Raw genomic sequence first — 22,128 nt, 5'->3', positions numbered from 1 at the left:
TCCAAGGAAACCGCTCATGATCGATACCAAAAATCTCACCCAACTCGGCACGCACGTCGAGACGCCACAGAGTCCCGAAGCTGCGGTCCTGGAAACCGTGCCGTTTCAGCGCGGTGACGGACCGCCGGCGATCGTGCGTTTCACCGTCCCGGAATTCACCTCGCTCTGTCCGGTGACCGGACAGCCGGATTTCGCCCATATCGTCATCGACTACGCACCCGACGCGGCCCTGGTGGAATCGAAGTCGCTCAAGCTGTTCATGACCTCGTTTCGCAACCATGGCGCTTTCCATGAAGACTGCACGGTGATGATCGGCCGTCGCATCGTGGCCGCGACCAAGCCGTTGTGGTTGCGCATAGGCGGCTATTGGTATCCGCGCGGCGGCATTCCGATCGATGTCTTCTGGCAGACCGGCACTCCGCCCGAGGGCGCCTGGCTGCCGGACACCGGCGTCGCCCCCTATCGCGGGCGCGGCTGAGCTGATGTCAGCCATTGCCGGCACCGGTCCGGCAAAGGCTTGTTGCAAGGAAGGGGAGGACAGCATCGCGATAGCGCGGCTGGTCGTAGCGCAGCAGGTCAACGTGACCTGCCCCTTCGAACCAGACCAGTTGAGAGCCGTCGGCAGCATTCCGCAGCGCCAGTACCTGACCGCGATCGATGAAGGGATCGATGCTACCTGCGAGCAGCATCAGCGGCCTGCCGATTTTGCCGAGACGGTCGACCGGCCTGACGTCATCGGCGCTCAACCCGAGGCGAAGCGGCATCTGCGCCAGCAGGACGTCGGCCTGGAAACCGCGCCAGAAGTGGAAAGGCATTCGCCAAGCCGTTGTTTCGCGCAAGGTCGCGTAGAGCTGCTCCAGCACATAGGCATCGGCAGGCGCTTGCGGGGCGGCAAAGACGAGAGCGGCGGCACCAAGCGATGAGCCGACGGCGCCAAGCTTCTGGTCGGGAAACCTTTGCCTGGCGAAGGCCATGATGCGGATCGCATCCTGGCCTTCACTGTAGCCAAAACCTTGAACGGCCCCGCCGCTCTCGCCGTGCCCCGACAGATCGAACAGGATGACGGAATAACCGGCGTCGAGCAGCAATTTTGCCCTTTGCACCAAAGCGAGCCTGTTGGCGCCGCGGCCGTGCAGTAGAACGATCGTACCGCAACTGCCCTTTCGATCGGCCACCCAGCCAACCAGTTCGGGCGCGCCGGGCTGGTCGAGCACGACGCGCTCGACGGGCAAGTCGCCGGGCAGCGCCAAAGCTTGCCAGGGTTCGCGGGCGATCAGCATCGTGCCGATCCGCCAATCGACGACGCAAGCGGCAGCGCCGAGTCCGACTAGCGCTATCGCGAGCAAACCGCCAAGCTTCATTGCCGACCACCCGGAAGCTGACGACGGCTCATTCGCACTGGTACTGGCTGAGCGCCCATTCGCCGGTCACCGACAAAAGGTCCGATATCTTCCATTCGCCGTCGACCTTCTTGAACTTCCATTCAAGGCGGTGCGGGTTGCCGGCGACGACGAAGGCGACGATGACCTTGGCCTGATCGCCATTGATTGATTCGAGCGTCTTCAGGCTCTTGTCGATCTCGGCCTTGTCATAGTCCGCATTGTCGAACGCCATGTTGGGGTCCAGGCACTCGCCCTGCCCGGATTTGCGCAAGGCATCGCTTTTGTCGAGCACGGTTTTCGCCGGGTCGATGAAATGGCCGCGCTGAGCCGGATCGATCTCCAGGCCGACCTGATCGTAGAACGGCCGCACAACCGCTGTCGGCGATCCCGGCTGGATGGGGGTGGCGGGCCCGCTCGGCGGCCATGCGACAGGTGGCGTCGCCGGCTCCGCAGCTCCGCCAGGCGCGGTCGCCGGCGGCGTGCCGCTGTCATCGGGCGCGGTCCCGGCCGGAGCATTTGCCGGCGGCGCGCCTAACAGGCCCTGAGCAGCCGCGCCGTTCAAGCCAGCCGCCAGCAGGCACATGGCCGACAATAACAGGAGCGCGCGACCGGCCATTGCATCACTCCGGATCTTGGCCTGCCATGCATTCGAGCTGGCTCAGCGTCCAGGCGCTGGTCTTCGATGCAATGTCCGATATCTTCCACTTGCCGTCGACCTTCTTCAGCGACCAGTGCATTTCGCGCTGCGAATCGTCTCCTTCCGGCAAGAGACTGAAATTCGCCACCACTTGTGCCGCGTCGCCATCCACCGTCTCGGACAATTTCAAGGTCTTGGAGATGGTCTTCTGGTCGAAATCCTGCGCGTCGAGGCCCGGGTCGAAGTCGATGCAGGCGACCTGGTCCGGATTCTTCTTGGTCGCCTGGTCGTTGAGGTCGAACAGTTTCGTCACCGGCTCGGTGAAGCGATCGCGGTATTGCGCGTCGGCCTCGAACTTGACCTGCGGGACATAGAAGAACTTCACGGCGTCGGACGCCGGACCGGCCAATGCGGCGGCTGGTGCGGCAATCGACAAGACGGCGGCGAGCAGCAGTTTCATGGATTTCCCCGAATGTTTGGCTGCGGAAAGCAATCAATACCACGCATCGTGCATATCGGCTTTTTTGCGGCTCATGAAGCCTTCGGGTGGCTCGTCTACTTGCATAGATCACATCCAACGATCCTTAGTCTCCGAAAGTAGCGATCGGCGCGTTGAGTTGGGAGCGCTCAGGCCTGACGCCGAGCCCTGGGATCTGCGGGACGCGTATATGCCCGTTCTCGATCACGATCGGGTTTACGGGATCGGTATGCCCTTCGATGTATTCCTGCGCGATCCAGGCTCCCTCAAAACGTCTCGGCTCGACGGTAGCGGCGAGGTGCACGCAGGCCGCGGCGATGACGTCTCCGCCCCAGGCGTCGTCGCAACTGTGCGGAAGAGATCGTATCGCACACAGGTCGCGGACCGTGGCCATCTTGGTGAGGCCGCCGAGGCGGGTGACCTTCAATCCGAATCCATCCGCGATACCTGACGAAACTGCCCGCAACACGGCATTCAAATCCTCGGTATTCTCATCGAGATAGATCGGATGTGTAACGCGTCCCTTGAGACCCGCCACTTCCTCCATGGTGTTGCAAGGCTGTTCGAACACGAATGGGATTGCCTGGCAAAGCCGATCGATGTGCAGCGCCGCGGCAGCGGTCAGGCCACGATTGGCGTCGACGGCTATCCGGGCCTTGAAGCCAACGGCCTCCCATACTTTGTGCACGGTGGCGACGTCCTGTTCGAGATCCCGCCCGCCGATCTTGATCTGAAGCCGTGCATATCCGGCGTTGACCTTATCGGCGGCAATACGCGCGGTCTCGTCGGGAGCACCGACGATCGTCGAGTAGTAAGACGGCACACGATCGGTGAGCGCACCACCGAGAAGGGCTGAGACCGGGACGCCCAGCCGCTGGCCGGTGAGGTCGAGGAAAGCTATATCCAAGGCCGCCTTGGCATAGTTGTGCCCGTTCAGCCGCTCGTCCATTCTTTTGGCGAGGCGGCGCATGGACGTTGTATCCTCGCCGACAAGTCCAGGCGCTATTTCGGCAATTGCCGCTCTCGCGCCCAGCGCATGTTGGGGCTGATAAACAGGGCCGATCGGGCACGTCTCACCCCAGCCTGACAGTCCATCCTCGGTGGTCACTTCAACCAGCGTGCTGTCCAAATTCCGCACGCTATCACTGGCCATCCGGTAGGCACCGCCTTTGACAGGCAGAAGCACCTGATAGACTTTGATTGACTGGATACGCATTCAGACATCAGCCCCGTTCATGCCTTGCCTGGTCCGGCGCCTTTCGCGATCATCAAAGACCAAGCGCCACCTTGCGCCCGTCATGAATGGCAAATGCCGCCTGTCTGGAGGCGGTACAATCGCCGATGGAGGTATGCGCAATTCCGCGCCGTTCGAGCTCGATGGACAGGCTGTGCTGCGCCATGCTGGTGGCGGCGAAGACCAAAGCGTCGGCCTCGACCTCCTGCTCGGTCCCGTCGAGCAGCGAAGCAATCCTGGCCATCCTGCCATCCCAGTGCACGATGGCGCTCTCGGTCACGAACCGCACGCGCAGTTTGGCGAGCGCTCGGCGCAGCGGCGCGTCGACGGCCATTCGCTGAAGCTCTTTGCCGACCAGGGCGTCCGGGGTCACAAGCGTCACATCGTGACCGTCCTCGGCGAGTTTCCAGGCGGTGCCGCAGCCTTTCCAATTGCCGCCATCGTCCAGCAACAGAACATTTTTTCCCGGCCTCGCCTCACGAGCCATCACCGCCTCGGCCGAGAGCACCGGGCCACCGCCCGGAATGCTGTCCCACTGCGGCAAGGCCCGCTGGAAAGCGCCGTCTGGCGGCATCGAGCCGGTGGCGATGATGACGTGATCCGCGCCTTCGTGCTCGACATCATCGGCTTCGACATACTGCCCGTAACGGATGTCGACCTGAAGCTGGCCGAGCTGACGCTCGTACCAGCTAATCAGATCCAGAATCTGGGCACGGCGCGGCTGCAGTCCGGCAAGACGGAACTGCCCCCCAAGGCGGTCGGAAGCCTCGGCCAGTGTGACGCGATGACCGCGCTCGGCCGCGGCGCGCGCCGCTTCGAGGCCGGCCGGGCCGCCGCCGACGACCAGCACGCGCTTCGGCTGGGCGGCCGGAGCGAAGCGATCTCCGCCCCACTCCCATTCCCGCCCCGCCGAGGGATTGACGACGCAGCTGATCCAGTAATCGCGGCTGCGCCGGCCCCAGCACATCTGGTTGCAGGACAGGCAGCCGCGAATGTCCTGCGGCCGTCCGGCGGCAGCCTTTGCAGCCAGATGCGGATCGGCGATCTGCCCGCGCACGATGGAAACGAGGTCAGCGCGGCCTTCGCTCAGCACGCTCTCGGCGTTCTCGGGGGTACGGATATGGCTTTCGGCGGTGATCAGCGCGTGGCGCACGGTGGATTTGAGCACCGCCGCAAGATCCGCGCCGAGCTTTTCGGGATAAACAAAGGTCGGCATGATCTTGTAGAAATCGAAGTAGGAACCCGTTCCACAAGTCACATAGTCCATCAAGGCATCGCGGTCGTGGAGGTCGATTATCTCGGCCAGCGCTTCGCGCTTCAGCGCCACTTCGACTTCCGGTTCGTCATTGACCGCAAGACCGATGATGAAATCATCGCCGCATTCCCGGCGAATCCTGGTCATCACCTCACGGCTCACCCGCGTGCGGTTTTCAAGGCTGCCGCCCCACCGGTCGTCGCGGCGGTTCGACCAGGGCGTCCAGAACTGGTCCAGCATCGAATGGTACGCCGCCCAGACCTCGACGCCGTCGAAGCCGGCCTCGCGGCAGCGGCGCGCCGCCTGGACAAAGCCGTCGATCGTTTCCTCAATCTCGGCTTCGGACATCCGATGCGAGCCGTCGGAGTCGTGATAACTCGGCAGGCCGGAAGGCGACCAGCCGGCATGGAACGAGTTGTCCGCGTCCGCGTGCTGACCGACATGATAGAGCTGCTGGATGGCGACGGCGCCGTTGCCGCGGATCGCCTCTGTCACCTTGCGAAAATGCGGGATGACGCGGTCATCGGAAGGGCTGAAGTTGCCGCGTGTCAGCACGGCGGCCCGATGCACGGGCATCGGCTCGACCACGATCATGCCGGCGCCGCCGATGGCGCGTTCCGCGTAATAGCCGACATGCCGCGCGGTCGGCAGCCCCTCCACCGCCATATTGGCGGTGTGGGCTCCGAACACGATCCTGTTGCGCAACGTCTTGCCGCGCAGAGTAGCCGGCGTGAACAACCGGTTGAAGACCCGCCCAGACATGCACCGCTCCTTCAAAGCCTTGGCGGCGGCACCCGGGCGCCAGCGCTCGCAACCCAAGTCGCTCTTTGCCGGAAAGCCGACACCTCGGGGGTGCCGGCTTTGCCACGATCCTTGAAGCTAGGCGTCCAGCCAGACGTTCTGGAGATCCATTTCGAAGGTCTGGTGGACACCGTAGTTCTTCACCTTCTTGTTCGTATGGCTGTAGAGCTTCTGCCAGAACGGCTGGATGATGACGCCGGAGTCCTGCAGGATCTGCTCGACATCCTTCATCACCTCCTTGCGCTTGGCGACATCGATCAGCGAGAGCGCCTGCTTGAGCTTGGCGTCGAAATCGGGATTGGAATAAGCCGATTCGTTCCACGCCTCGCCGGTGCGGTAGCCCAGCGCCAGCACCTGGACGCCCAGCGGGCGCATGTACCAGATGGTCATCGAATAGGGATATTTCGTCCAATCGTTCCAGAAGGTGGAGCCCGGCAGCACGGTGCGCTTGACCTTGATGCCGGCGTCACGCAACTGGCCGGCGATCGCATCGCCGGTGTTCTTCTGCCAGTCGTCCTCGATGGTAATCAGTTCATGCTCGAAGTCGGCCTGACCAGCGTCCGCCATCAGCTTCTTGGCGCCGGCGGCATCGCGCTCCTTCTTGGGGAGCGGATAATATTCAGGATGGATCGGGCTGACATGGTGGTTCTCGCCGACCGTGCCGCGCCCATTATAGCCGAGCTGCAGCACCGCATTGTTGTCGACTGCCATCTGCAGGGCATTGCGAACGCGCTGGTCGTCATAAGGCTTGTGCGTGATGTTGGTGCGGGCAACCAGCGTGGTGGCGGTCGCGACCTCCGATTTCTGCAGCCCCATCTTGTCGAGAATGTCGATGAAGTCGGCGGGCGACTCGAAGTTGAGGTCGATTTCACCGGAATCGAATGCATTGACCGTAGCGTTGAAGTCGGTGCCGTAATCGATGAATTCGATCCCGTCGAGCGGCGCCTCGCCTCCCCACCATTTGCCGTTCTCGCGGCGCTTGACCACCGCCTTCTGGCCGACGTCGTAAGACACCAGCTCAAACGCTCCCGTGCCGATCGGCTTCTTGATCGGATCGGCGCCATCGGCGTCGAAATTGCGGTGCACGACGAGTGCCGGATAATCGGTGAAATTGGGTATCAGCGAAATGTCGGGCTCGCTGAGCTTCAGCTTGACCGTGTTGTCATCGACCTTGGTGATGGCGCCATCCCTGGCCTTGCCGGTCTTGGCATCGATCAGCGCACCGACGCGCGCCGCCATCGAGTTGCCGGCGACGCCCTTCTCGCACCAACGCGTCACATTGTGCACCACGTCATCGGCGTTGAAGGCATCGCCATTGTTCCAGGTGACGCCCTTGCGCACATGCAGCGTGTACTCGGTGGCGTCGTCGTTAATGTCCCAGCTTTCGAGCAACACGGGCTCGAAGGTAAACTGCTTGGTATAGCGCACCAGCGGCTCCAGCCAGGTCCGCGAGATGTTGGCCAGTTCCACCCAGTCGTAAGTGCGCGGATCCTTCTGCGCCTTGACCGACATCGAGACGTGCAGCGTCCCGCCCTTTTTCGGCTCCTCGGCCAAAACCTGTGTCGGCGCGGCAAGGCCGATCATGCCATAGGCAAATGCCGTTGATGCCCCAAGCGCGCTGGCCAGCGCCAGGAATTCGCGCCTGTCGACACGGCCTGCTTGCGCCTCCGCGGCCATCGCTTCGATAGCCTGCGGCACACGATCGCCGTTGCTTTTGAAAATCGTCATGTCCATTCCTCCCTTGTTGTTCCCGTCGGGTCTTTGCCCGTTCCCTCAACTAACGCTGTCGGGCAATTTTTCCTCGCGCCGCGCGATCAGATCCTTGAGACCATCGGCGATGCCCTCATCGAGTTTCGGCTCCTCATAATCGGCGAGCATGTTGCGCGCTTTCTCGCGGCCGCGCGTGTCATGGTCCTTTGCTCCCTCGGCCTTCCACTGTTCGAACGAATTGAAGTCCATGATACTGGGCATGAAGAACGCGGACTCGAAATGGTCGAGCGTGTGCTGGGTGCCGAGGAAATGGCCCTGCGGCCCCACCTCACGGATTGCCGCCATGGCCTCCTTGAAATCGTCGAACGGCAGCCCGCCCGCATATTTGTACCAGCCGACAAGCTGTTCGCAGTCGGTGGCGAATTTTGAATAGCCGCAGGTGAGACCCGCTTCCAGCCATCCTGCCGAGTGCCAGATATAATTGGCGCCGGAGAGAATGGCGGCATGCATCAGCATGTTCGCTTCGTAACCCGCCTGGGCGTCGTTGAGCTTCGAGCCGACATGGAAGCCGGACGTGCGCCACGGCAGTTTGTATTTCCGCGCCAGCGCACCCATCAGATACATCATCTGGGCGGCCTCCGGCGTGCCGCCCATGGGAGCGCCGGTCTTCATGTCGACCGTGACCATGAACTGGCCGTAGATCTGGGGCGAGCCCGGACGGATGAGCTGGGTGAAGGCGACGCCGGCAAGCGCCTCGGCATTGACCTGCGCGACCGCGCCGACGGCGGACGCCGAGGTCGAGGCGCCACAGAGCGCGAAGGGCGCCAGGATCAGCGGCTGGTTGTGGCGCGCATACACCCTCATGGCGTCCAGCATGGTGGCGTCCCAGACCAGCGGCGAATTACAGTTGGTGATGGCCACCAGCACCGGATTGTCGCGGACGAACTCCTCGCCGAACACGATGCCGGCCATCGCCATGGTATCTTCCGCCCGCTCCTTGGAGGTCACGATGCCCATGAACGGCTTGTCGGAATATTTCAGCGCCGAATGGATGATGTGCAGGTGCCGCTTGGGCACGGCAATTTCCATCGGCTCGCAGATGATCGAGCTCGACGAGTGCAGCGCCGGGGCCATGTAGGCGAGCTTGTGGAAATTATTGAGGTCGGCGAGCGTGCCGTAGCGCCTGTTGTTGTCGAGGTCGCGCACATAAGGCGCGCCATACATCGGCACGAAGATCGAATTCTTGCCTCCGACGCGCACGGTGCGCTCGGGATTGCGCGCGTTCAGCGTGAACTCGGAGGGAACCTTGGCGACGAGTTCCATCAGCAGCGCGCGATCGATGCGGACCCGCGTTTCCCGGACGTCGGCGCCGGCCGCCTTCCATAAGGCAATGGCCTCGTCGTCGCGGAATTCGCAGCCGACCTCTTCCAGGATCGAAAGCGACTCCTCATGGATCAGTTCCACCGCCTCGTCCGGAACCATCTGATAGACGGGAATCTGCCGTACCAGGGTCGGAAAGGAGGCAATTGGTGCGCTGCGGAGCGCCTTGCGCCCGAGACGGCCGCCGCCACGGCGGTGGGTCTGTTCGGTCAATTCAGCGGCCGGTGCGTTCATGGAGCCTCCATCCCTTCGATCCTGATCAACTTAGCGAGGGGAAATATAGATGTGACGCTGGAAAATCCTGATCTCTTGTATAAGCTGTGCTTATGCGAAGCCTGCGCCATCTATTGCCCTCCGCCGGCAGCCTGATCGTCTTCGAGGCGGCAGGCCGGTTGTCGAGTTTCACTGCCGCCGGGCGCGAGCTCGGCATGACCCAGGCCGCCGTTTCCTATGCGGTGCGCGGGCTGGAAGAACAGCTCGGCGCCCAGCTCTTCCAGCGCCGCCATCGCCAGGTGCTCCTGACGGAGGCCGGCGAGCGCTTCCATGCCGATGTGTCGCTCGGCCTGTCGCATATCCGCAAATCCGCGGAGGACCTTCGCCTGCAGGCGACCGGCGGCCATGTGACTTTAGCTGCCTCGACCGCCTTCGGCTCGTTCTGGATGATGCCGCGCCTGCAGCAGTTCCGCGACGAACTGCCGGGCGTCGATCTGCGCATCCAGACCGCCGATCGCGACCTCGACATCATCGCCGAGGGGATTCCGCTCGGGGTGCGCGGCGGCGTGCCGCGCGACTGGCCGGATTATCATTCGCTGTCGCTCTCGGACGAAGAGATCTTTCCGGTCGCCGGCCCCAGCTATCTGGCGAAATTCGGCAGGCCCGAGACCGTGGAACAACTAGCGACACACCGCCTCATTCATCTGGAGGAGCCATATCGCGAGGCCCCGAACTGGGACGAATGGTTCCAGTCGGCCGGAGCCAGTCTCCGCAATGCCGAGCGTGGCTTGCGCATCAATGATTATGCGATTGTGATCCAGGCCGTCATGGAAGGGCAAGGCATCGCGCTCGGCTGGCGCCACCTTGTCGAGCGGCTGCTGTCGACGGGGCTGCTTGTGCCGGTCACCGACCACGTTATGAAGACAGGCACGGCATTCTACGTCATCTGGCCGAAGAACCGCGAGCTCAGCGACAATGCGCGCAAGGTAAGGGATTGGCTGCTGGCGCAGGCGTGAAGTCGTTTCACCGTTTCGGCCGCAGTTCGCCCTCGCCCGCACGACACGAATCCGCCTATACTATCGTCATGCCCATCCGCCAGCTTTCCGAAACGATGATCAACCAGATCGCCGCCGGCGAAGTCATCGAGCGTCCGGCGAGCGTGGTCAAGGAACTGGTCGAGAACGCGCTCGATGCCGGTGCAAGCAAGGTAGAGGTCGTCACAGCGGGCGGCGGGCTGAACCTGATCCGAGTCACCGATGACGGCTTCGGCATTCCCGAACAGGAACTGGCGCTGGCCATCGCGCGCCATTGCACCTCCAAGCTCGCCGAGGATATCCATGACATCCGTTCGCTCGGCTTTCGCGGCGAAGCATTGCCGTCGATCGGCTCGGTGTCGCGACTGTCGATCCGCTCGCGCACCGCTTCGGGCGACAGCGCCGCCGAGATCGGCATCGACGGCGGCCGCGTCCTGCCGGTCAAGCCGGCGGCCGCCAATCGAGGCACCACGGTCGAGGTGCGCGACCTGTTCTTCGCCACGCCGGCGCGGCTGAAATTCATGAAAGGCGAACGCGCCGAGAGCTCGGCCATCAGCGACATCGTCAAGCGCATCGCCATCGCCTTCCCCACGGTGCGTTTCACGCTGGCCGGATCCGACCGCACGACGCTGGACCTGCCGGCGGCCGAGGACAGCGCGGACGGCAGCCTGCGTCGTGTCGCGCAGGTGATGGGCGCCGACTTTCCCGACAATTCCATTGCCATCGACGCGATGCGCGAAGGCGTGCATCTGACCGGCCATGTGTCGATCCCGTCCTTCACCCGCGCCAACGCGCTGCAGCAATATGCCTATGTCAATGGCAGGCCGGTGCGCGACAAGCTGATCGCCGGCGCCATTCGCGGCGCATTCGCCGATGTCCTGCCGCGCGACCGCCACGCCGTGACCGTGCTGTTTCTTTCGCTCGACCCGGCCATCGTCGACGTCAATGTCCATCCGGCCAAGGCCGATGTCCGCTTCCGTGATCCGGGTCTCGTGCGCGGGCTGATCGTCGGCGCAATCCGGCAGGCGTTGGCCGAGGCCGGCATCCGCTCCGCCACCACGGGTGCAGCCGGCATGATGGCTGCGTTCCGTCCGGGCGCCGCATCTTATGATCACGGTGGCCCGACAAATGGCCATCGCAGCTACGAAGCGGCTTTCCATGCGTCCGGCCCCACGGGCTTCGACCCTTCGCGCTCGCCGCAGCGGCCGCTCGACATGCAATTCGCAGGCGCAGGCTTTGAACGCGGCAACGCAAGAACCGGCGGCTTCGGCGAGAGCGACCAGGCGGCATTCGATGCCGGCCCGCTCGCCAGCGCCGATGCGCGTGCGGGGCAGAATGAGGCAACCGAGACGCTGCTCGGCGCGGTGCTGGGTGCGGCACGCGCCCAGGTGCACGAGAACTACATCGTCGCCCAGACCAGGGATTCACTCGTCATCGTCGACCAGCACGCGGCGCATGAACGGCTGGTTTACGAGGCGCTGAAGAACGCCCTCCACTCGCGGCCGGTGCCCTCGCAGATGCTGCTTCTGCCCGAGATCATCGACCTGCCGGAAGAGGACGCCGAGCGCCTCGCCATGCATTCCGAAACACTCGCCCGCTTCGGCCTCGGCATCGAGCGTTTCGGCCCGGGCGCGGTTGCCGTTCGCGAGACGCCGTCGATGCTGGGCGAAACCAATGTCGGTCAACTGGTGCGCGACCTCGCCGACGAAATCGCCGACAACGATACGGTCGAGACACTCAAGGAACGGCTGGACACGATCGCGGCCACCATGGCCTGCCACGGCTCGGTGCGCTCCGGCCGGCTGCTCAAGGCCGAGGAGATGAACGCGCTGCTGCGCCAGATGGAGGCGACGCCCGGCTCGGGCACCTGCAACCACGGCCGGCCGACCTATATCGAACTCAAGCTGGCGGACATCGAGCGGCTGTTCGGGCGGCGGTGAACCGGTTTCAACGGCCCAGTCCTCACTTGCTCTGCTGATATTTCCTTGTTCGTGAATTGAAGACGTAATCGACCGCGGTTCCGGCGCCGCCGCCTCGAAAATTCACGGAAATAATGTCCTTGCCTCGCTCCACCCATTTCTCGACGTTCATGTAGATGGTCGTCATCAGCATGCCGGCACTGCAAGCGTCGTCATCGGCGAAGGCAATTTCCTGGACAACCTTGCGGCTGCTCTTTTTGATGACCTGCATTTTTTCCATGCAAAGGCCGGCGCTGGTATTCGTGTAAACTCCCGAGAACCTGTCGGTGGCTGTCTGCGCCCAGAACGGAATCTCGACGGTGCCGTCGATCTTTCCCTCGCCGGTGTCATCCAGGCTCGCAATTTTCTTGAGGGTGACGGGATATCTATCCGTGCCCTTGCTCCAGCTTCCTGTCGCAACGCCTTCATTGAGGTCAAGGGAGAACGGGCACCTCGTGGTGTCGACAGGGGGTCTCGGTCCCTGCACCATTATCCGATAAAGCTCCTTATCGTCTGTAATCTCGCACAGTACGAACCTGGTACCGCTGACGATGCCATACAGCGCAATCGGGATTTGCTTCGCGTCGTAGAAGTAGCTTCCATCGACCCTTGGCGCGCTGCCCAAGCTGTCATATGTCTGTATGGAGAAATGGATAGGAGACGACCCGAGGAAACCCTCGTAGTTTTCCACGTGATACCAACCCGCAACGGCTTTTGCGTTGAGCAGCAACAAGCAAACGACCGTTGAGATAAAACGTCTTCCCATCCCAACCTCGCTGCGCTCCGCGATGACAATCCGCCAAGACCACGTGACGGTTGCCTTGCGTTGGGGCGGCCGTCAACTGGCGATGAAATCCGCGGTTCTTGATACGAGTCAGGGAAAGACCGCAACCTTTTGATTTAGCGTTTCAAATTCACCACGATAACGCCGCCGAGCGCCAGCGCGCCGCCGAGGATGCCGAGCAGCGTCGGCACTTCGCCCAGCCAGAAGAAGCCGATCAGCGCCGACATCGGCGAGACCAGGTACAAGAAGTTCGAAGCACGCGCCGCGGGCAGGCGCGACAGCGCGGTCGCCCAGGCCGCATAGGCGATCAGGCTTGGCACGATGCCGAGATAGATGACGGCGCCGAGGCCGGCGGTGTTGGCGACGGCGGCTTGCTGGAGAGCGGCGGGCAGGAAGGGCGCCAGGCAGAGCGCGCCGAGCACCATGTTGGACGCCGCGATGGTCAGCGGATGATGGTGGGCAAACAGCGGCTTCTGGACGATGGTGTTGACGGCCGAGCAGAGTGCCGAGCCGAGCACCAGCAGCGCGCCGGCATTGAAATGCAGGCCATGCCCGTCGGCGATGGCAATGATGCCGATGCCGGCGAAGGAAATGACCGTACCGATCCAGGCTATGCCGGAGAAACGCTCGCCAAGCAGCGCCATCGCCATGATGGCGGTGAAGATAGGGCTGACATTGATGATGAAGCCGGCGGCTCCAGCCGAGACGGTCAGTTCGCCGAAATTGAGCATCGCGGTGTAGAGCGCGACGAAGATGGCGCCGCCGAAGGCGAGGCGCCACAAATCACCGATCCGGGGCAGTGCCGGGCGCTTGACGGCAAGGTAGATCGCCGCCGGCACGGCGGCGATAGCAAAGCGCAGGGCGCCAAGCTCCAGCGGCTGGAAGGTGGCGAGTCCGGCACGGATCGCCGGGAAGGCGGAAGCCCAGCCGATCACCGTCAGCGCCACGGCGATGGCGGCCGTGGTGTCCATCCGCTGTGTCGAATTCAACGTGCCTGTCGTCGTGCTCATCTCTGTGCCCTCGGAATCTTCGAGTTTCGAGAGCAGAAAACGCCTTTCCGGGTCGATTGACAAACGACCAAATCGAGGGTCACCTGTGAGCATGGATCACAGCTCGAACACTATGCTGCCGCTGGAGACATTGCGCGCCTTCGACGCCGCGGCGCGCACGGGAAGCTTTTCGGCCGCCGCCGAAAAGCTCAACCTTACCCATGGCGCCGTCAGCCGGCAGATCGCCAAGCTCGAGGACTGGCTTGGTCTGAAGGTGTTCGAACGTGGCGCGCGCGGCGTGACGCTGACCAACGAAGGCAATCGCCTGCATCTCAGGACCACCGAAGCTTTCGCCCTGATCTCGGTCGATTCGGACCGCTGGGTGGAGCCGCGTGGCACCGCGGTGGTGCGTCTGGCCTCCATTCCATCGGTGAGCGGCCTATGGCTGATGCCGCGCATGGCAACGCTGGAAAACGACCCTACCCGCCTGCGCATCGTGCTCGACGTCGACAACCGTCAGGCCGATCTCGCCGACGAAGGCATCGATCTTTCGGTCCGCTGCGGTCGCGGCCGCATCCCGGGCCGCGTCTCGGTGCAACTGTTCGAGGAACATCTCTTCCCGATCGCCTCGCCAGACCTTGCACGGGAGATCGGCGGTGGTGACCCGGCCCGGCTGCTCAAATTCCCGCTGATCAACGATTCCGACGCGTCGGGCTGGCGTGCCTGGTTCGCCGCGCAGGACGTGGACTACCGGCCGCGCCCGCAGGACCGCCGCTTTGAGGACTACAATCTGGTACTCGATGCAGCAGCCCATGGCCTCGGCATCGCGCTGGCCCGGCCGCCGCTCACCGAGCACCAGATAGAATCGGGGCGCCTCGTCGCCGTCGACGATCGCACCACGCTCAATCCGGTTTCCTACTGGCTGGATCGTCCGGTCGGCCGGCCGCGCGCGGCCGCCGCCGATCTCGCCAGGCGCATTGCCGAACAGGCCGGGCTTGCTTCGGCAAGGCTGGAAGCTTTCCTGCAGGATGACGATTAGGCTCGAAGGCATCCGGCCATCGCCGGCCCGCTTTCAGGACATATGTACTTCAGTGCAATTCCCCAGGGGAAAATGCGTGGCGGCTCCCTGTCGGAAATCGCGTGAACCCTGCCTAACGGAACAGCAAGAGCACGATCATGGTGGTCACGGCCGAGACGATGGCCGTCACGATCGATATGGTCCACAGCGACAACGGAGCTGGCTCGGATCGTGGCGCATGGCCAGCCGGACGGATGGAGGCGCCGCGCGGTTGCGGCGCGTTGGCATTGGCCGCGACCAGGACCGCCGCGGAAGCGACGGCCGGCGAAAATGTGGACAGGGCCGGCGCCAGTTTGGGTGTGCTGTCGGTGGCCGTTGTCTGCGACGGCGCGAAGCCGCGCGAAGCCTGATCGGTATCCGCCCCTGCCCCACCCGCCGAGGCTCGGGCCGGTGCATGGTGGACGGCGTCAGGTTCCATGACGGCCCGGTAAGCATCCTCGATCTCGGAGGACGACAGGCGTTGCGAGGTTTGAGCGGCCGGTCGCGGCAGCGAACTCTGCAGCACCTGGGTGGCGAACTGCGCCGATTGCACCATAGCGGGCGCCGGCGGCTGGACGAGCTCCTTGACCAGCGCCGCGGTCGCCGGATCGGCCTTGGGCGAAGGAACCGGCTGGGGCGTGAGCGCTTCTTTCAGCAAAGACGGCACGCTTGCATTGGCGATGTCCATGGCGCTTCCTGACAACCATTGTGCCATAGGGCAATATTACATGAGCATTGCGCCAAGCTTGACCTTGCCGACGATTTATGGCGATTGAATCCCGATGAACTCAAGTGCCATTGCATGATGAACCGTTTCGAAGGCCCCGGCGGCAAGGAAGCCCGCATCCGCTACCTCGATGGCGATTTCCAGGTCACCAGCCCCGGCTCGTTCGTGCGCTGCGCGGTGACGGGCGAAAACATCCCATTGGACGAGCTGAAATATTGGAGCGTCGCCAGGCAGGAGCCTTATGTGAACGCCACTGCCTCGCTGCGCCGCGAAATCGAGATGCACCCGGAGTTGCGCAAACGGGGCTAGCCTTTCAGCTTGCGCTGCCGCCAGGCATCGAGCGTCTCCTCGATGATGCGTTCGGGCACGTGATCAAGCTCGAACACGGTGTCGATTTCCAGCACGTCAAGACGGTCGAGAAAATCCCGCGGGGCGCCGTGGCGCAACCGGGCGGCGTCCTTGGCGGTGGTGATCAGCCCTAGGCCTTCGGTCCGCGCCGTCGCGGCCAGTTCGGCGAGCTCGTCCTCCGCGTAGAAGTGATGATCCGGAAAGGGCCTGGACAGGATCACTTCGCCGCCGGCCTCGCGCACCGTGTCGAAGAACTTTTCGGGATGACCGATACCGGCAAAGGCCAGAAACCGCTTTCCAGCAAGCCCGGCCTTGCTGCTCGGCTCGGTGTGGGCCTCGAAGATCGGCCGGCCGGCACGCGCTGCCCGGCGGACCACGGCATCGGCAGCGGTGCCCTCGCCCATCTTGAGCAGCCCGCTGGTGAAGACCAGCTGGTCGACGATCTTGGCCCTGAGAGGACCGCCCGGGATGACGCGGCCATTGCCGATCCCGTAACGGGCATCGACGACGACCAGCGCATAATCGATATGGATGCGCGCGCTCTGGAAGCCGTCGTCCATGATCAGGAAATCGCAGCCGTGTTTTTCCAGCAGCAGCCGGGCGCCGGCGGCTCGATTGGGCGTCACCGCCACCGGAGCATGTTCGGCCAGCAGCAGCGGTTCGTCGCCGACATGTCTGGCGCTGTCATGGCTGATATCGACGACATGCGGCTCGGCAAAGGAGCCGCCATGGCCGCGCGACAGGAAACCGGGCTTCAGCTGCATGCGCCTGGCCTGTTGGGCGAGCGCGATCGCCACCGGCGTCTTGCCGGTGCCGCCAACGGTGAAATTGCCGACGCACAAAACCGGCGCGTCGATCTTCTCGCGCCGGGCCCTGCGCATGCCGCGGCCGGCGGCCAGCGCGTAGACGGTCGACAGCGGCGACAGCGCCAGGACCTTCCAGTCCGGCTCTTCCCACCAGAAGGGCGGTGCTTCGGTGGCCACGCTAACGCCCGTTCGCGCCTTTCAGGCGCGCCTTGACCACCAGCGGCTGGATATATGGTTCGAGCGATTTGAGCGTACGTGCCAGTGCGCCGCGCATCTCGTCGACGGTCGCGATCCCCGCCGCCATCATCTCGTGGCGCGCCACTTCGTTGGTCAGGAGGAAATTGACGGCGCCAGCCAGCATGTCGCGGTCGCGCACCAGCTTGGCGCCGCCGCTGTCGAGCAGGCGCTGATAGGCCTCGCGAAAATTCTGCACGTTGCGCCCGGCCAAAACGGCGGTGTCGAGCATGGCCGGCTCGAGCGGATTCTGGCCGCCTTCGGAGGTCAGCGAGCGGCCGACGAAAGCGATTTCGGTCAAGCGGAGGTACAAGCCCATTTCGCCGATCGTATCGCCAAGCAGGATATCCGTGTCGGGTCCGATACGGTCGCCCTTGCTGCGCCGCGCGACCTTCAGCCCCATGCCGGAAATCTGCGCGGCAAGGGCTTCGGCCCGATCGGGGTGACGCGGAACGACGATCGTCAAAAGGCCGTGGTGACGCTTGTGCAGCGTCGCGTGGACTTCCGCCGCGACCACTTCCTCGCCATCATGGGTCGAGATCGCCGCCCAGGTCGGCCGATCGCCGATCTGCCGCTGCAAAATGCCGAGCGCGCGATCGTCGACCGGAGGCGGGTTGGTGTCGACCTTGAGGTTGCCCGACACCGTGACCGGCCGGGCGCCGAGCGCGCGAAACCGCTCGCCGTCGACGTCGGACTGGGCAACGACATGGGCCAGATTCTCGAACAGCGCCTCGGCGATGTTGGCCCGCTTCTTCCACGACGTGAACGAGCGATCGGAGAGCCTGCCATTGACCAGCACCTGCGGCACGTGGCGAGCACCGAGTTCGAGGATGGTCATCGGCCAGATCTCGGATTCGGCGATGATCGCCAGATCCGGTTTCCAGTGATCGAGGAAGCGGCTGACCGCCGGCTTCAGATCGAGCGGCACATATTGGTGGATGATGCGGTCGCCGAGCCGCTCGTCGACGACCTGGGCGGAGGTTACCGTGCCGGTCGTCAGCACGATGTTGACGCCGTAGTCGAGGATGCTTTCGACCAGCGGCACGACGGCCAAGGTCTCGCCGACGCTCGCGGCATGGATCCAGATCACCGGCCCCTCGGGGCGCGGCCGGCCGGCGACGCCGTAGCGCTCGCGGCGGCGGTTGCGGTCTTCCTTGCCGCGCGAAGTGCGCCAGGCGACATAGGGTCCGACCAGCGGATAGGCGGCCGCGCCGGCAAATCGATATGCCGACAGCATGGTGCGGGCCCAGCGGCCGCTCATCGAGGACCGTCCACGAGACGGTAGGCCTCGGCGGTCGCGGCGTTGAGGGCGGCCGTCACTTCCAGGCGCTTGCGTTCCATTTCGGCGTCGTCGGCATCCGCCGCCACGAAGATCGGCGCGCCGATGGTCACGGCGGAGCGGCCGAAGGGCAGGTTGATGGTGGTCTTGTCCCAGCTCTTTTCCAGCACCTTGCGGCGGCTGGTGGCTATGGCGACGGGCAGGAGCGGCCGGCCGGAGAGGCGAGCCAGGAGAACGATGCCGAGCCCTGCATCGCGCGGGGTACCGTGGGGAATGTCTGCGATCATGGCAACGTTCTTGCCTGCGGTGAGCGACTTTTTGAGGGCGATCAGCGCCTTGGCCCCACCCTTGTCCAGATGCCTGGCATTGTCACGCCCACCCGAACCGCGCACCGCCTCGATGCCGAACTTCTCCAGCATCAGCGCGTTGAGTTCGGCATCAGCGCTGCGCGACACCATGGCAACCAGGGGTTTGCGCTTGGGGTAATAGGCCGGTGTCAAAAGATGCTGGCCATGCCACAGAGCAATGATACCCGGCTCGAACTCGGCGTAGGCGCCGCCCGAAAAGCGCGCCGATCCGGCGACCAGGGGGCTGGTCAGGCGAACCAGCCGCACGAACTGCGCGAGCAGGCTGGCAATGGCGTTCTTGACGAATCGAGACTGCGCGAGCGGCTCGCGAATGCGGCGCCAGAAGGCTTTGGTCGTGCGGCTGCCGCCCCTGCCCGTGGGCGCGGCCTCGCTGGCTGGCTGTTTCGCCAGATCATGCTCCATCGAGGTCAACCGGCGGCCTTGCTATCAGGATCCAGCAGGCGGTGCAGATGAACGACGAAATAACGCATATGAGCATTGTCCACGCTGGCTTGCGCCTTGGCTTTCCACGCAGTGTGCGCGGATTGATAGTCGGGATAGACGCCGACGATGTCGAGCGCGTCGAGATCCCTGAACTCGGTACCGCCAAGCTTCTTGAGTTCGCCGCCGAACACCAGATGCAAAAGCTGTTTCTTTCCGTCTTCCGCGGCCATGTCGGTCCTTCACATATCGTGAGTTTGTGACAGGTCTAGACCAAAGCCGCCGACTTTGGAACCTTCGAAAACGCTTTCAGGCATCCAGCCCGGCGATGACATCGACAAGCACCGCCAGCAGGTCCCCGCTGCCGGCGGCGAGCGCGCCGTGGCGGATCACCTCGCCGGCGTAGAGCGGCGCGCGGCCATTCGGGTCGAGCAGTTGACCGCCCGCCTCGCGCAGGATGAGATCGGCGGCTGCGATGTCCCAGTCATGCGCGTTCGGCTTGACGAACGTTGCGTCGAGCGTCCCGTTGGCGATCATCGCCAGGCGGTAGGCGAGCGAGGGGATGTAGGGTGCCCGCTGCAGCCGCTGCTGCCAGGCGGCAGGCACCAGGTCGATCAACTGCTTCAATCCTGAAATTTCAGCCTTGTCCCCAGGCTTGCGCACCGCGATGCGCTTGTCGTTGCGGAAGGCGCCCTGAGCGGGCAGCGCCGAGTAGGTCTCATCCATCGCCGGACATTCGAGCACCCCGGCGAGCGTGCGGCCATTCTCGACGACGGCAACGCTGACGCACCATGTCCGCTGGCCTTCGAGGAAGCCGCGCGTGCCGTCGATCGGGTCGACAACGAAGGTGCGGCGCGCCGAAAGCCGTGCCGGATCGTCGGCCGTCTCTTCCGACAGCCAGCCATAATCCGGCCGTGCCGCAAGCAGCGTCTGGCGCAGATACGCATCGGCGGCATGATCAGCTTCGCTGACCGGCGAGGTGCCGCCCTTCATCCAGACCTGCGGATTGTTGCCGAAGTAGCGCATGGCGATAAGACCGGCCTCGCGGGCGGCGTCACGCAGCAGCGGCAAGTCCTGATCGGCACCGGCAGTGGTCAGGTCATGCTCCGGCAAGGGTCATGCCTTCTATCAGGAGCGTCGGGGCCGCGGTGCCGAAATTGCGGTCGAGGTCATTGGCCGGCACCATGTTGAGGAACATCGTCTTCAGGTTCGAGGCGATGGTGACTTCGGCGACCGGATAGGCGAGCGCGCCATTTTCGATCCAGAAGCCCGAGGCGCCGCGACTGTATTCGCCGGTGAGCATGTCCACGCCTTGGCCGAACACTTCGGTGACGTAGAAGCCGGTCTTGAGCGAGCCGATCAAATCCTCCGGCGAGCGCTCGCCCGCCTCGATGGCAAGGTTCGTCGACGACGGCGAGACGGAGGAGCCGCCGCGCGCGCCGCGACCGTTGGTGACAAGGCCGAGCTCCCGCGCCGCCGACGTCGACAGGAACCAGTGGTTGAGGACACCCTTTTCAATCATCAGGAGCCTCTCGCCCTCGACGCCTTCGCCATCGAATGGACGCGAGGCCTGGCCACGGCGCCGCAACGGCTCGTCGGTGACGGTGATGGCGGCAGCGGCCACCTGCTTGCCCATCATGTCGCGCAGGAACGAGGTTTTTCGCGCAACGGAAGCACCGTTGATGGCGCCGGCGATATGGCCGGCAATGCCGCGCGCGACGCGCGGGTCGAACACCACGTCGACCGGTCCGGTCGCCGCCTTGCGCGCGCCAAGACGACGCACGGCCCGTTCGCCGGCCATGCGGCCGATATCCTCGGGCGCGTCGAGATCGGCAAAATGCTGGCGCGAGGAGAATTCATAGTCGCGCTCCATGCCGGTGCCCTCGCCGGCAATGACGCTGGCCGAGCGCGAAAAGCGCGAGGCGACATACTGGCCGAGAAAACCGTGCGAGGTGGCCAGAACCATCCCGCCCAGCCCGGCGCTGGCATTGCTGCCGGACGAATTGGTCACGCCCTTGACGGCGAGAGCCGCCGCTTCGGCCGCAAGGGCCGCTTCCTTCAACTGGTCGGCCGACACTTCGGTCGCGTCGAACAGGTCCAGGTCGCGCGTCTGCCTGGCGAGCAGCGCAGGGTCGGCAAGACCCTGGTAGGGATCCTCGGGAGACACCTTGGCCATGGCAACGGCACGCTCGGCAAGCGCCTTCGGATCGGACGCGGCGGTGGCCGATACGCTGGCCACACGCTGGCCGACGAAGACCCGCAGCGAAACATCGTCGCCCTCGGATGCTTCGGTGTTTTCGACCTTGCCAAGCCGCACCGAAACACCGGTCGAGCGGCCACGCACCGCGACGGCGTCCGCGGCATCGGCGCCAGCGCGTTTGGCGGCCTCGACCAGGGCCGCGACGCGGTCCGTCAATTTCGCGGCGTCGAGCTTGTCGGTCATGCACTTGATCCTGTTTCTTCAGCCTGTCCGGAAGGCAGGTGCTGCCGCACCATCTATTGTTCCAATGCCGCTTGTGCAATGGCAGAAGGGCAATCAGGATGTCGCGACCAAATCGCCATCGAAGCGCCCGCCAGGAGCGGACGCCGCAGTTTTTGCCTATCTGGAGCCTTCGCCATGACGCCTTTCCATCTTGCCTTTCCGGTTCGTGATCTCGATGAAACGCGAACTTTCTATGGCGAGGTGCTGGGCTGCGCGATCGGCCGCTCGTCGGCGACCTGGGTCGATTTCGACCTTTATGGCCACCAGATGTCGGCGCATCTGCGGCCGCAGGCCGCGCAAGCCGCCAGTGACGGCAAGGTCGACGGCATTTTGGTGCCGATTCCGCATTTCGGCGCCGTGCTCTTAATGGATGACTGGCAGCGCCTGGCGACGCGGCTGGAAGCGCGCGACGACATAGACTGGCTGGAGCGGCCAATGGTCCGCTTCCAGGGCGAGCCCGGCGAACAGGCGACGCTGTTTATTCGCGACCCATCAGGCAACGCCCTGGAATTCAAGGGTTTTCGCTCACTGGAGCAGGTTTTCGCGCATTGA

Annotated in this window: 22 protein-coding genes; 6 read left to right on the top strand and 16 right to left on the bottom strand. The window is 64.1% G+C overall.

Features of this window, described 5'->3' with window-relative positions; translation table 11 throughout:
- Positions 1-16: 16 nt before the first annotated feature.
- Positions 17-478: a preQ(1) synthase gene (queF, locus tag EN824_RS10340; RefSeq protein ID WP_127869683.1), complete on the top strand. Its 462-nt coding sequence runs from the start codon at positions 17-19 to the stop codon at positions 476-478.
- Between the two features lie 7 nt (positions 479-485).
- On the opposite strand, the gene EN824_RS10335 is transcribed toward queF, so the two are convergent.
- The 7 genes from EN824_RS10335 to EN824_RS10305 form a co-directional block, all read right to left on the bottom strand.
- The gene (locus EN824_RS10335) at positions 486-1,361 is read right to left on the bottom strand and encodes an alpha/beta fold hydrolase (protein ID WP_127869684.1); all 876 of its coding nucleotides are present in this window, start codon (positions 1,359-1,361) and stop codon (positions 486-488) included.
- A 28-nt stretch (positions 1,362-1,389) separates the two neighbouring features.
- Positions 1,390-1,998, bottom strand: coding sequence for a hypothetical protein (locus EN824_RS10330; protein ID WP_127280282.1), 609 nt, complete (start codon positions 1,996-1,998; stop codon positions 1,390-1,392).
- Between the two features lie 4 nt (positions 1,999-2,002).
- Complete coding sequence (locus EN824_RS10325; RefSeq protein ID WP_127280283.1) at positions 2,003-2,479, bottom strand: DUF3828 domain-containing protein; 477 nt, start codon at positions 2,477-2,479, stop codon at positions 2,003-2,005.
- A 124-nt stretch (positions 2,480-2,603) separates the two neighbouring features.
- Positions 2,604-3,713, bottom strand: a complete 1,110-nt coding sequence (locus tag EN824_RS10320; protein WP_127869685.1) for a mandelate racemase/muconate lactonizing enzyme family protein — start codon at positions 3,711-3,713, stop codon at positions 2,604-2,606.
- Between the two features lie 52 nt (positions 3,714-3,765).
- Positions 3,766-5,748 (bottom strand): FAD-dependent oxidoreductase, encoded by a 1,983-nt coding sequence (locus tag EN824_RS10315; protein ID WP_127869686.1) that lies wholly within the window; start codon positions 5,746-5,748, stop codon positions 3,766-3,768.
- Positions 5,749-5,865: 117 nt separating this feature from the next.
- Positions 5,866-7,515: an ABC transporter substrate-binding protein gene (locus EN824_RS10310; RefSeq protein WP_127278233.1), complete on the bottom strand. Its 1,650-nt coding sequence runs from the start codon at positions 7,513-7,515 to the stop codon at positions 5,866-5,868.
- 45 nt (positions 7,516-7,560) lie between these two features.
- Complete coding sequence (locus EN824_RS10305; RefSeq protein WP_127278232.1) at positions 7,561-9,111, bottom strand: trimethylamine methyltransferase family protein; 1,551 nt, start codon at positions 9,109-9,111, stop codon at positions 7,561-7,563.
- Positions 9,112-9,203: 92 nt separating this feature from the next.
- On the opposite strand from EN824_RS10305, the gene EN824_RS10300 reads away from it, so the two are divergent.
- Together EN824_RS10300 and mutL are read left to right on the top strand one after the other, a co-directional pair.
- Positions 9,204-10,106: a LysR substrate-binding domain-containing protein gene (locus EN824_RS10300; RefSeq protein WP_127278231.1), complete on the top strand. Its 903-nt coding sequence runs from the start codon at positions 9,204-9,206 to the stop codon at positions 10,104-10,106.
- Positions 10,107-10,174: 68 nt separating this feature from the next.
- Positions 10,175-12,064, top strand: a complete 1,890-nt coding sequence (gene mutL, locus EN824_RS10295; RefSeq protein WP_127278230.1) for a DNA mismatch repair endonuclease MutL — start codon at positions 10,175-10,177, stop codon at positions 12,062-12,064.
- 22 nt (positions 12,065-12,086) lie between these two features.
- Here the strand turns inward: mutL and EN824_RS10290 are convergent, their stop codons facing one another.
- Positions 12,087-12,848, bottom strand: a complete 762-nt coding sequence (locus EN824_RS10290) for a hypothetical protein (protein WP_127869687.1) — start codon at positions 12,846-12,848, stop codon at positions 12,087-12,089.
- A gap of 134 nt (positions 12,849-12,982) precedes the next feature.
- Complete coding sequence (locus EN824_RS10285; RefSeq protein WP_127869688.1) at positions 12,983-13,876, bottom strand: DMT family transporter; 894 nt, start codon at positions 13,874-13,876, stop codon at positions 12,983-12,985.
- Between the two features lie 91 nt (positions 13,877-13,967).
- Here EN824_RS10285 and EN824_RS10280 point away from each other — a divergent pair, with 91 nt between their 5' ends.
- Positions 13,968-14,894, top strand: a complete 927-nt coding sequence (locus tag EN824_RS10280) for a LysR substrate-binding domain-containing protein (protein WP_127278227.1) — start codon at positions 13,968-13,970, stop codon at positions 14,892-14,894.
- Between the two features lie 112 nt (positions 14,895-15,006).
- Here EN824_RS10280 and EN824_RS10275 read toward each other — a convergent pair whose 3' ends face one another.
- On the bottom strand, positions 15,007-15,600 hold the full coding sequence (locus tag EN824_RS10275) for a hypothetical protein (RefSeq protein WP_127278226.1): 594 nt from the start codon (positions 15,598-15,600) through the stop codon (positions 15,007-15,009).
- A 114-nt stretch (positions 15,601-15,714) separates the two neighbouring features.
- Here EN824_RS10275 and EN824_RS10270 point away from each other — a divergent pair, with 114 nt between their 5' ends.
- Entirely contained in the window at positions 15,715-15,948 is a 234-nt protein-coding gene (locus tag EN824_RS10270) for a DUF2093 domain-containing protein (protein ID WP_127278225.1), read from the top strand.
- Here EN824_RS10270 and lpxK read toward each other — a convergent pair.
- The 6 genes from lpxK to EN824_RS10240 form a co-directional block, all read right to left on the bottom strand.
- Positions 15,945-16,970: a tetraacyldisaccharide 4'-kinase gene (gene lpxK, locus EN824_RS10265; protein WP_127869689.1), complete on the bottom strand. Its 1,026-nt coding sequence runs from the start codon at positions 16,968-16,970 to the stop codon at positions 15,945-15,947. The two genes, EN824_RS10270 and lpxK, sit on opposite strands and share 4 nt — an antisense overlap.
- A gap of 1 nt (position 16,971) precedes the next feature.
- On the bottom strand, positions 16,972-18,288 hold the full coding sequence (gene waaA, locus EN824_RS10260) for a lipid IV(A) 3-deoxy-D-manno-octulosonic acid transferase (RefSeq protein WP_127869690.1): 1,317 nt from the start codon (positions 18,286-18,288) through the stop codon (positions 16,972-16,974).
- A complete protein-coding gene (locus EN824_RS10255) occupies positions 18,285-19,076 on the bottom strand; it encodes a lysophospholipid acyltransferase family protein (protein WP_127280825.1) in 792 nt (263 codons plus the stop codon). The genes waaA and EN824_RS10255 overlap by 4 nt, the downstream gene beginning before the upstream one ends.
- 5 nt (positions 19,077-19,081) lie before the next feature.
- On the bottom strand, positions 19,082-19,327 hold the full coding sequence (locus EN824_RS10250; RefSeq protein WP_015318348.1) for a DUF4170 domain-containing protein: 246 nt from the start codon (positions 19,325-19,327) through the stop codon (positions 19,082-19,084).
- Positions 19,328-19,403: 76 nt separating this feature from the next.
- Positions 19,404-20,207: a 3'(2'),5'-bisphosphate nucleotidase CysQ gene (locus EN824_RS10245; RefSeq protein ID WP_127280826.1), complete on the bottom strand. Its 804-nt coding sequence runs from the start codon at positions 20,205-20,207 to the stop codon at positions 19,404-19,406.
- Complete coding sequence (locus EN824_RS10240) at positions 20,194-21,537, bottom strand: TldD/PmbA family protein (RefSeq protein WP_127869691.1); 1,344 nt, start codon at positions 21,535-21,537, stop codon at positions 20,194-20,196. The genes EN824_RS10245 and EN824_RS10240 overlap by 14 nt, the downstream gene beginning before the upstream one ends.
- A 174-nt stretch (positions 21,538-21,711) precedes the next feature.
- On the opposite strand from EN824_RS10240, the gene EN824_RS10235 reads away from it, so the two are divergent.
- Entirely contained in the window at positions 21,712-22,128 is a 417-nt protein-coding gene (locus EN824_RS10235; RefSeq protein ID WP_127276730.1) for a VOC family protein, read from the top strand.

The organism is Mesorhizobium sp. M8A.F.Ca.ET.181.01.1.1, from assembly GCF_004792025.1.
Taxonomy (GTDB): Bacteria; Pseudomonadota; Alphaproteobacteria; order Rhizobiales; family Rhizobiaceae; genus Mesorhizobium.
This window is presented reverse-complemented; position numbering and strand designations above follow the sequence as displayed.

Coding starts and splice junctions, on each gene's coding strand:
- queF (WP_127869683.1), top strand. CDS start 17: ATGATCGATACCAAAAATCTCACCCAACTCGGCACGCACGTCGAGACG.
- EN824_RS10335 (WP_127869684.1), bottom strand. CDS start 1,361: ATGAAGCTTGGCGGTTTGCTCGCGATAGCGCTAGTCGGACTCGGCGCT.
- EN824_RS10330 (WP_127280282.1), bottom strand. CDS start 1,998: ATGGCCGGTCGCGCGCTCCTGTTATTGTCGGCCATGTGCCTGCTGGCG.
- EN824_RS10325 (WP_127280283.1), bottom strand. CDS start 2,479: ATGAAACTGCTGCTCGCCGCCGTCTTGTCGATTGCCGCACCAGCCGCC.
- EN824_RS10320 (WP_127869685.1), bottom strand. CDS start 3,713: ATGCGTATCCAGTCAATCAAAGTCTATCAGGTGCTTCTGCCTGTCAAA.
- EN824_RS10315 (WP_127869686.1), bottom strand. CDS start 5,748: ATGTCTGGGCGGGTCTTCAACCGGTTGTTCACGCCGGCTACTCTGCGC.
- EN824_RS10310 (WP_127278233.1), bottom strand. CDS start 7,515: ATGACGATTTTCAAAAGCAACGGCGATCGTGTGCCGCAGGCTATCGAA.
- EN824_RS10305 (WP_127278232.1), bottom strand. CDS start 9,111: ATGAACGCACCGGCCGCTGAATTGACCGAACAGACCCACCGCCGTGGC.
- EN824_RS10300 (WP_127278231.1), top strand. CDS start 9,204: ATGCGAAGCCTGCGCCATCTATTGCCCTCCGCCGGCAGCCTGATCGTC.
- mutL (WP_127278230.1), top strand. CDS start 10,175: ATGCCCATCCGCCAGCTTTCCGAAACGATGATCAACCAGATCGCCGCC.
- EN824_RS10290 (WP_127869687.1), bottom strand. CDS start 12,848: ATGGGAAGACGTTTTATCTCAACGGTCGTTTGCTTGTTGCTGCTCAAC.
- EN824_RS10285 (WP_127869688.1), bottom strand. CDS start 13,876: ATGAGCACGACGACAGGCACGTTGAATTCGACACAGCGGATGGACACC.
- EN824_RS10280 (WP_127278227.1), top strand. CDS start 13,968: ATGGATCACAGCTCGAACACTATGCTGCCGCTGGAGACATTGCGCGCC.
- EN824_RS10275 (WP_127278226.1), bottom strand. CDS start 15,600: ATGGACATCGCCAATGCAAGCGTGCCGTCTTTGCTGAAAGAAGCGCTC.
- EN824_RS10270 (WP_127278225.1), top strand. CDS start 15,715: ATGATGAACCGTTTCGAAGGCCCCGGCGGCAAGGAAGCCCGCATCCGC.
- waaA (WP_127869690.1), bottom strand. CDS start 18,288: ATGAGCGGCCGCTGGGCCCGCACCATGCTGTCGGCATATCGATTTGCC.
- EN824_RS10255 (WP_127280825.1), bottom strand. CDS start 19,076: ATGGAGCATGATCTGGCGAAACAGCCAGCCAGCGAGGCCGCGCCCACG.
- EN824_RS10250 (WP_015318348.1), bottom strand. CDS start 19,327: ATGGCCGCGGAAGACGGAAAGAAACAGCTTTTGCATCTGGTGTTCGGC.
- EN824_RS10240 (WP_127869691.1), bottom strand. CDS start 21,537: ATGACCGACAAGCTCGACGCCGCGAAATTGACGGACCGCGTCGCGGCC.
- EN824_RS10235 (WP_127276730.1), top strand. CDS start 21,712: ATGACGCCTTTCCATCTTGCCTTTCCGGTTCGTGATCTCGATGAAACG.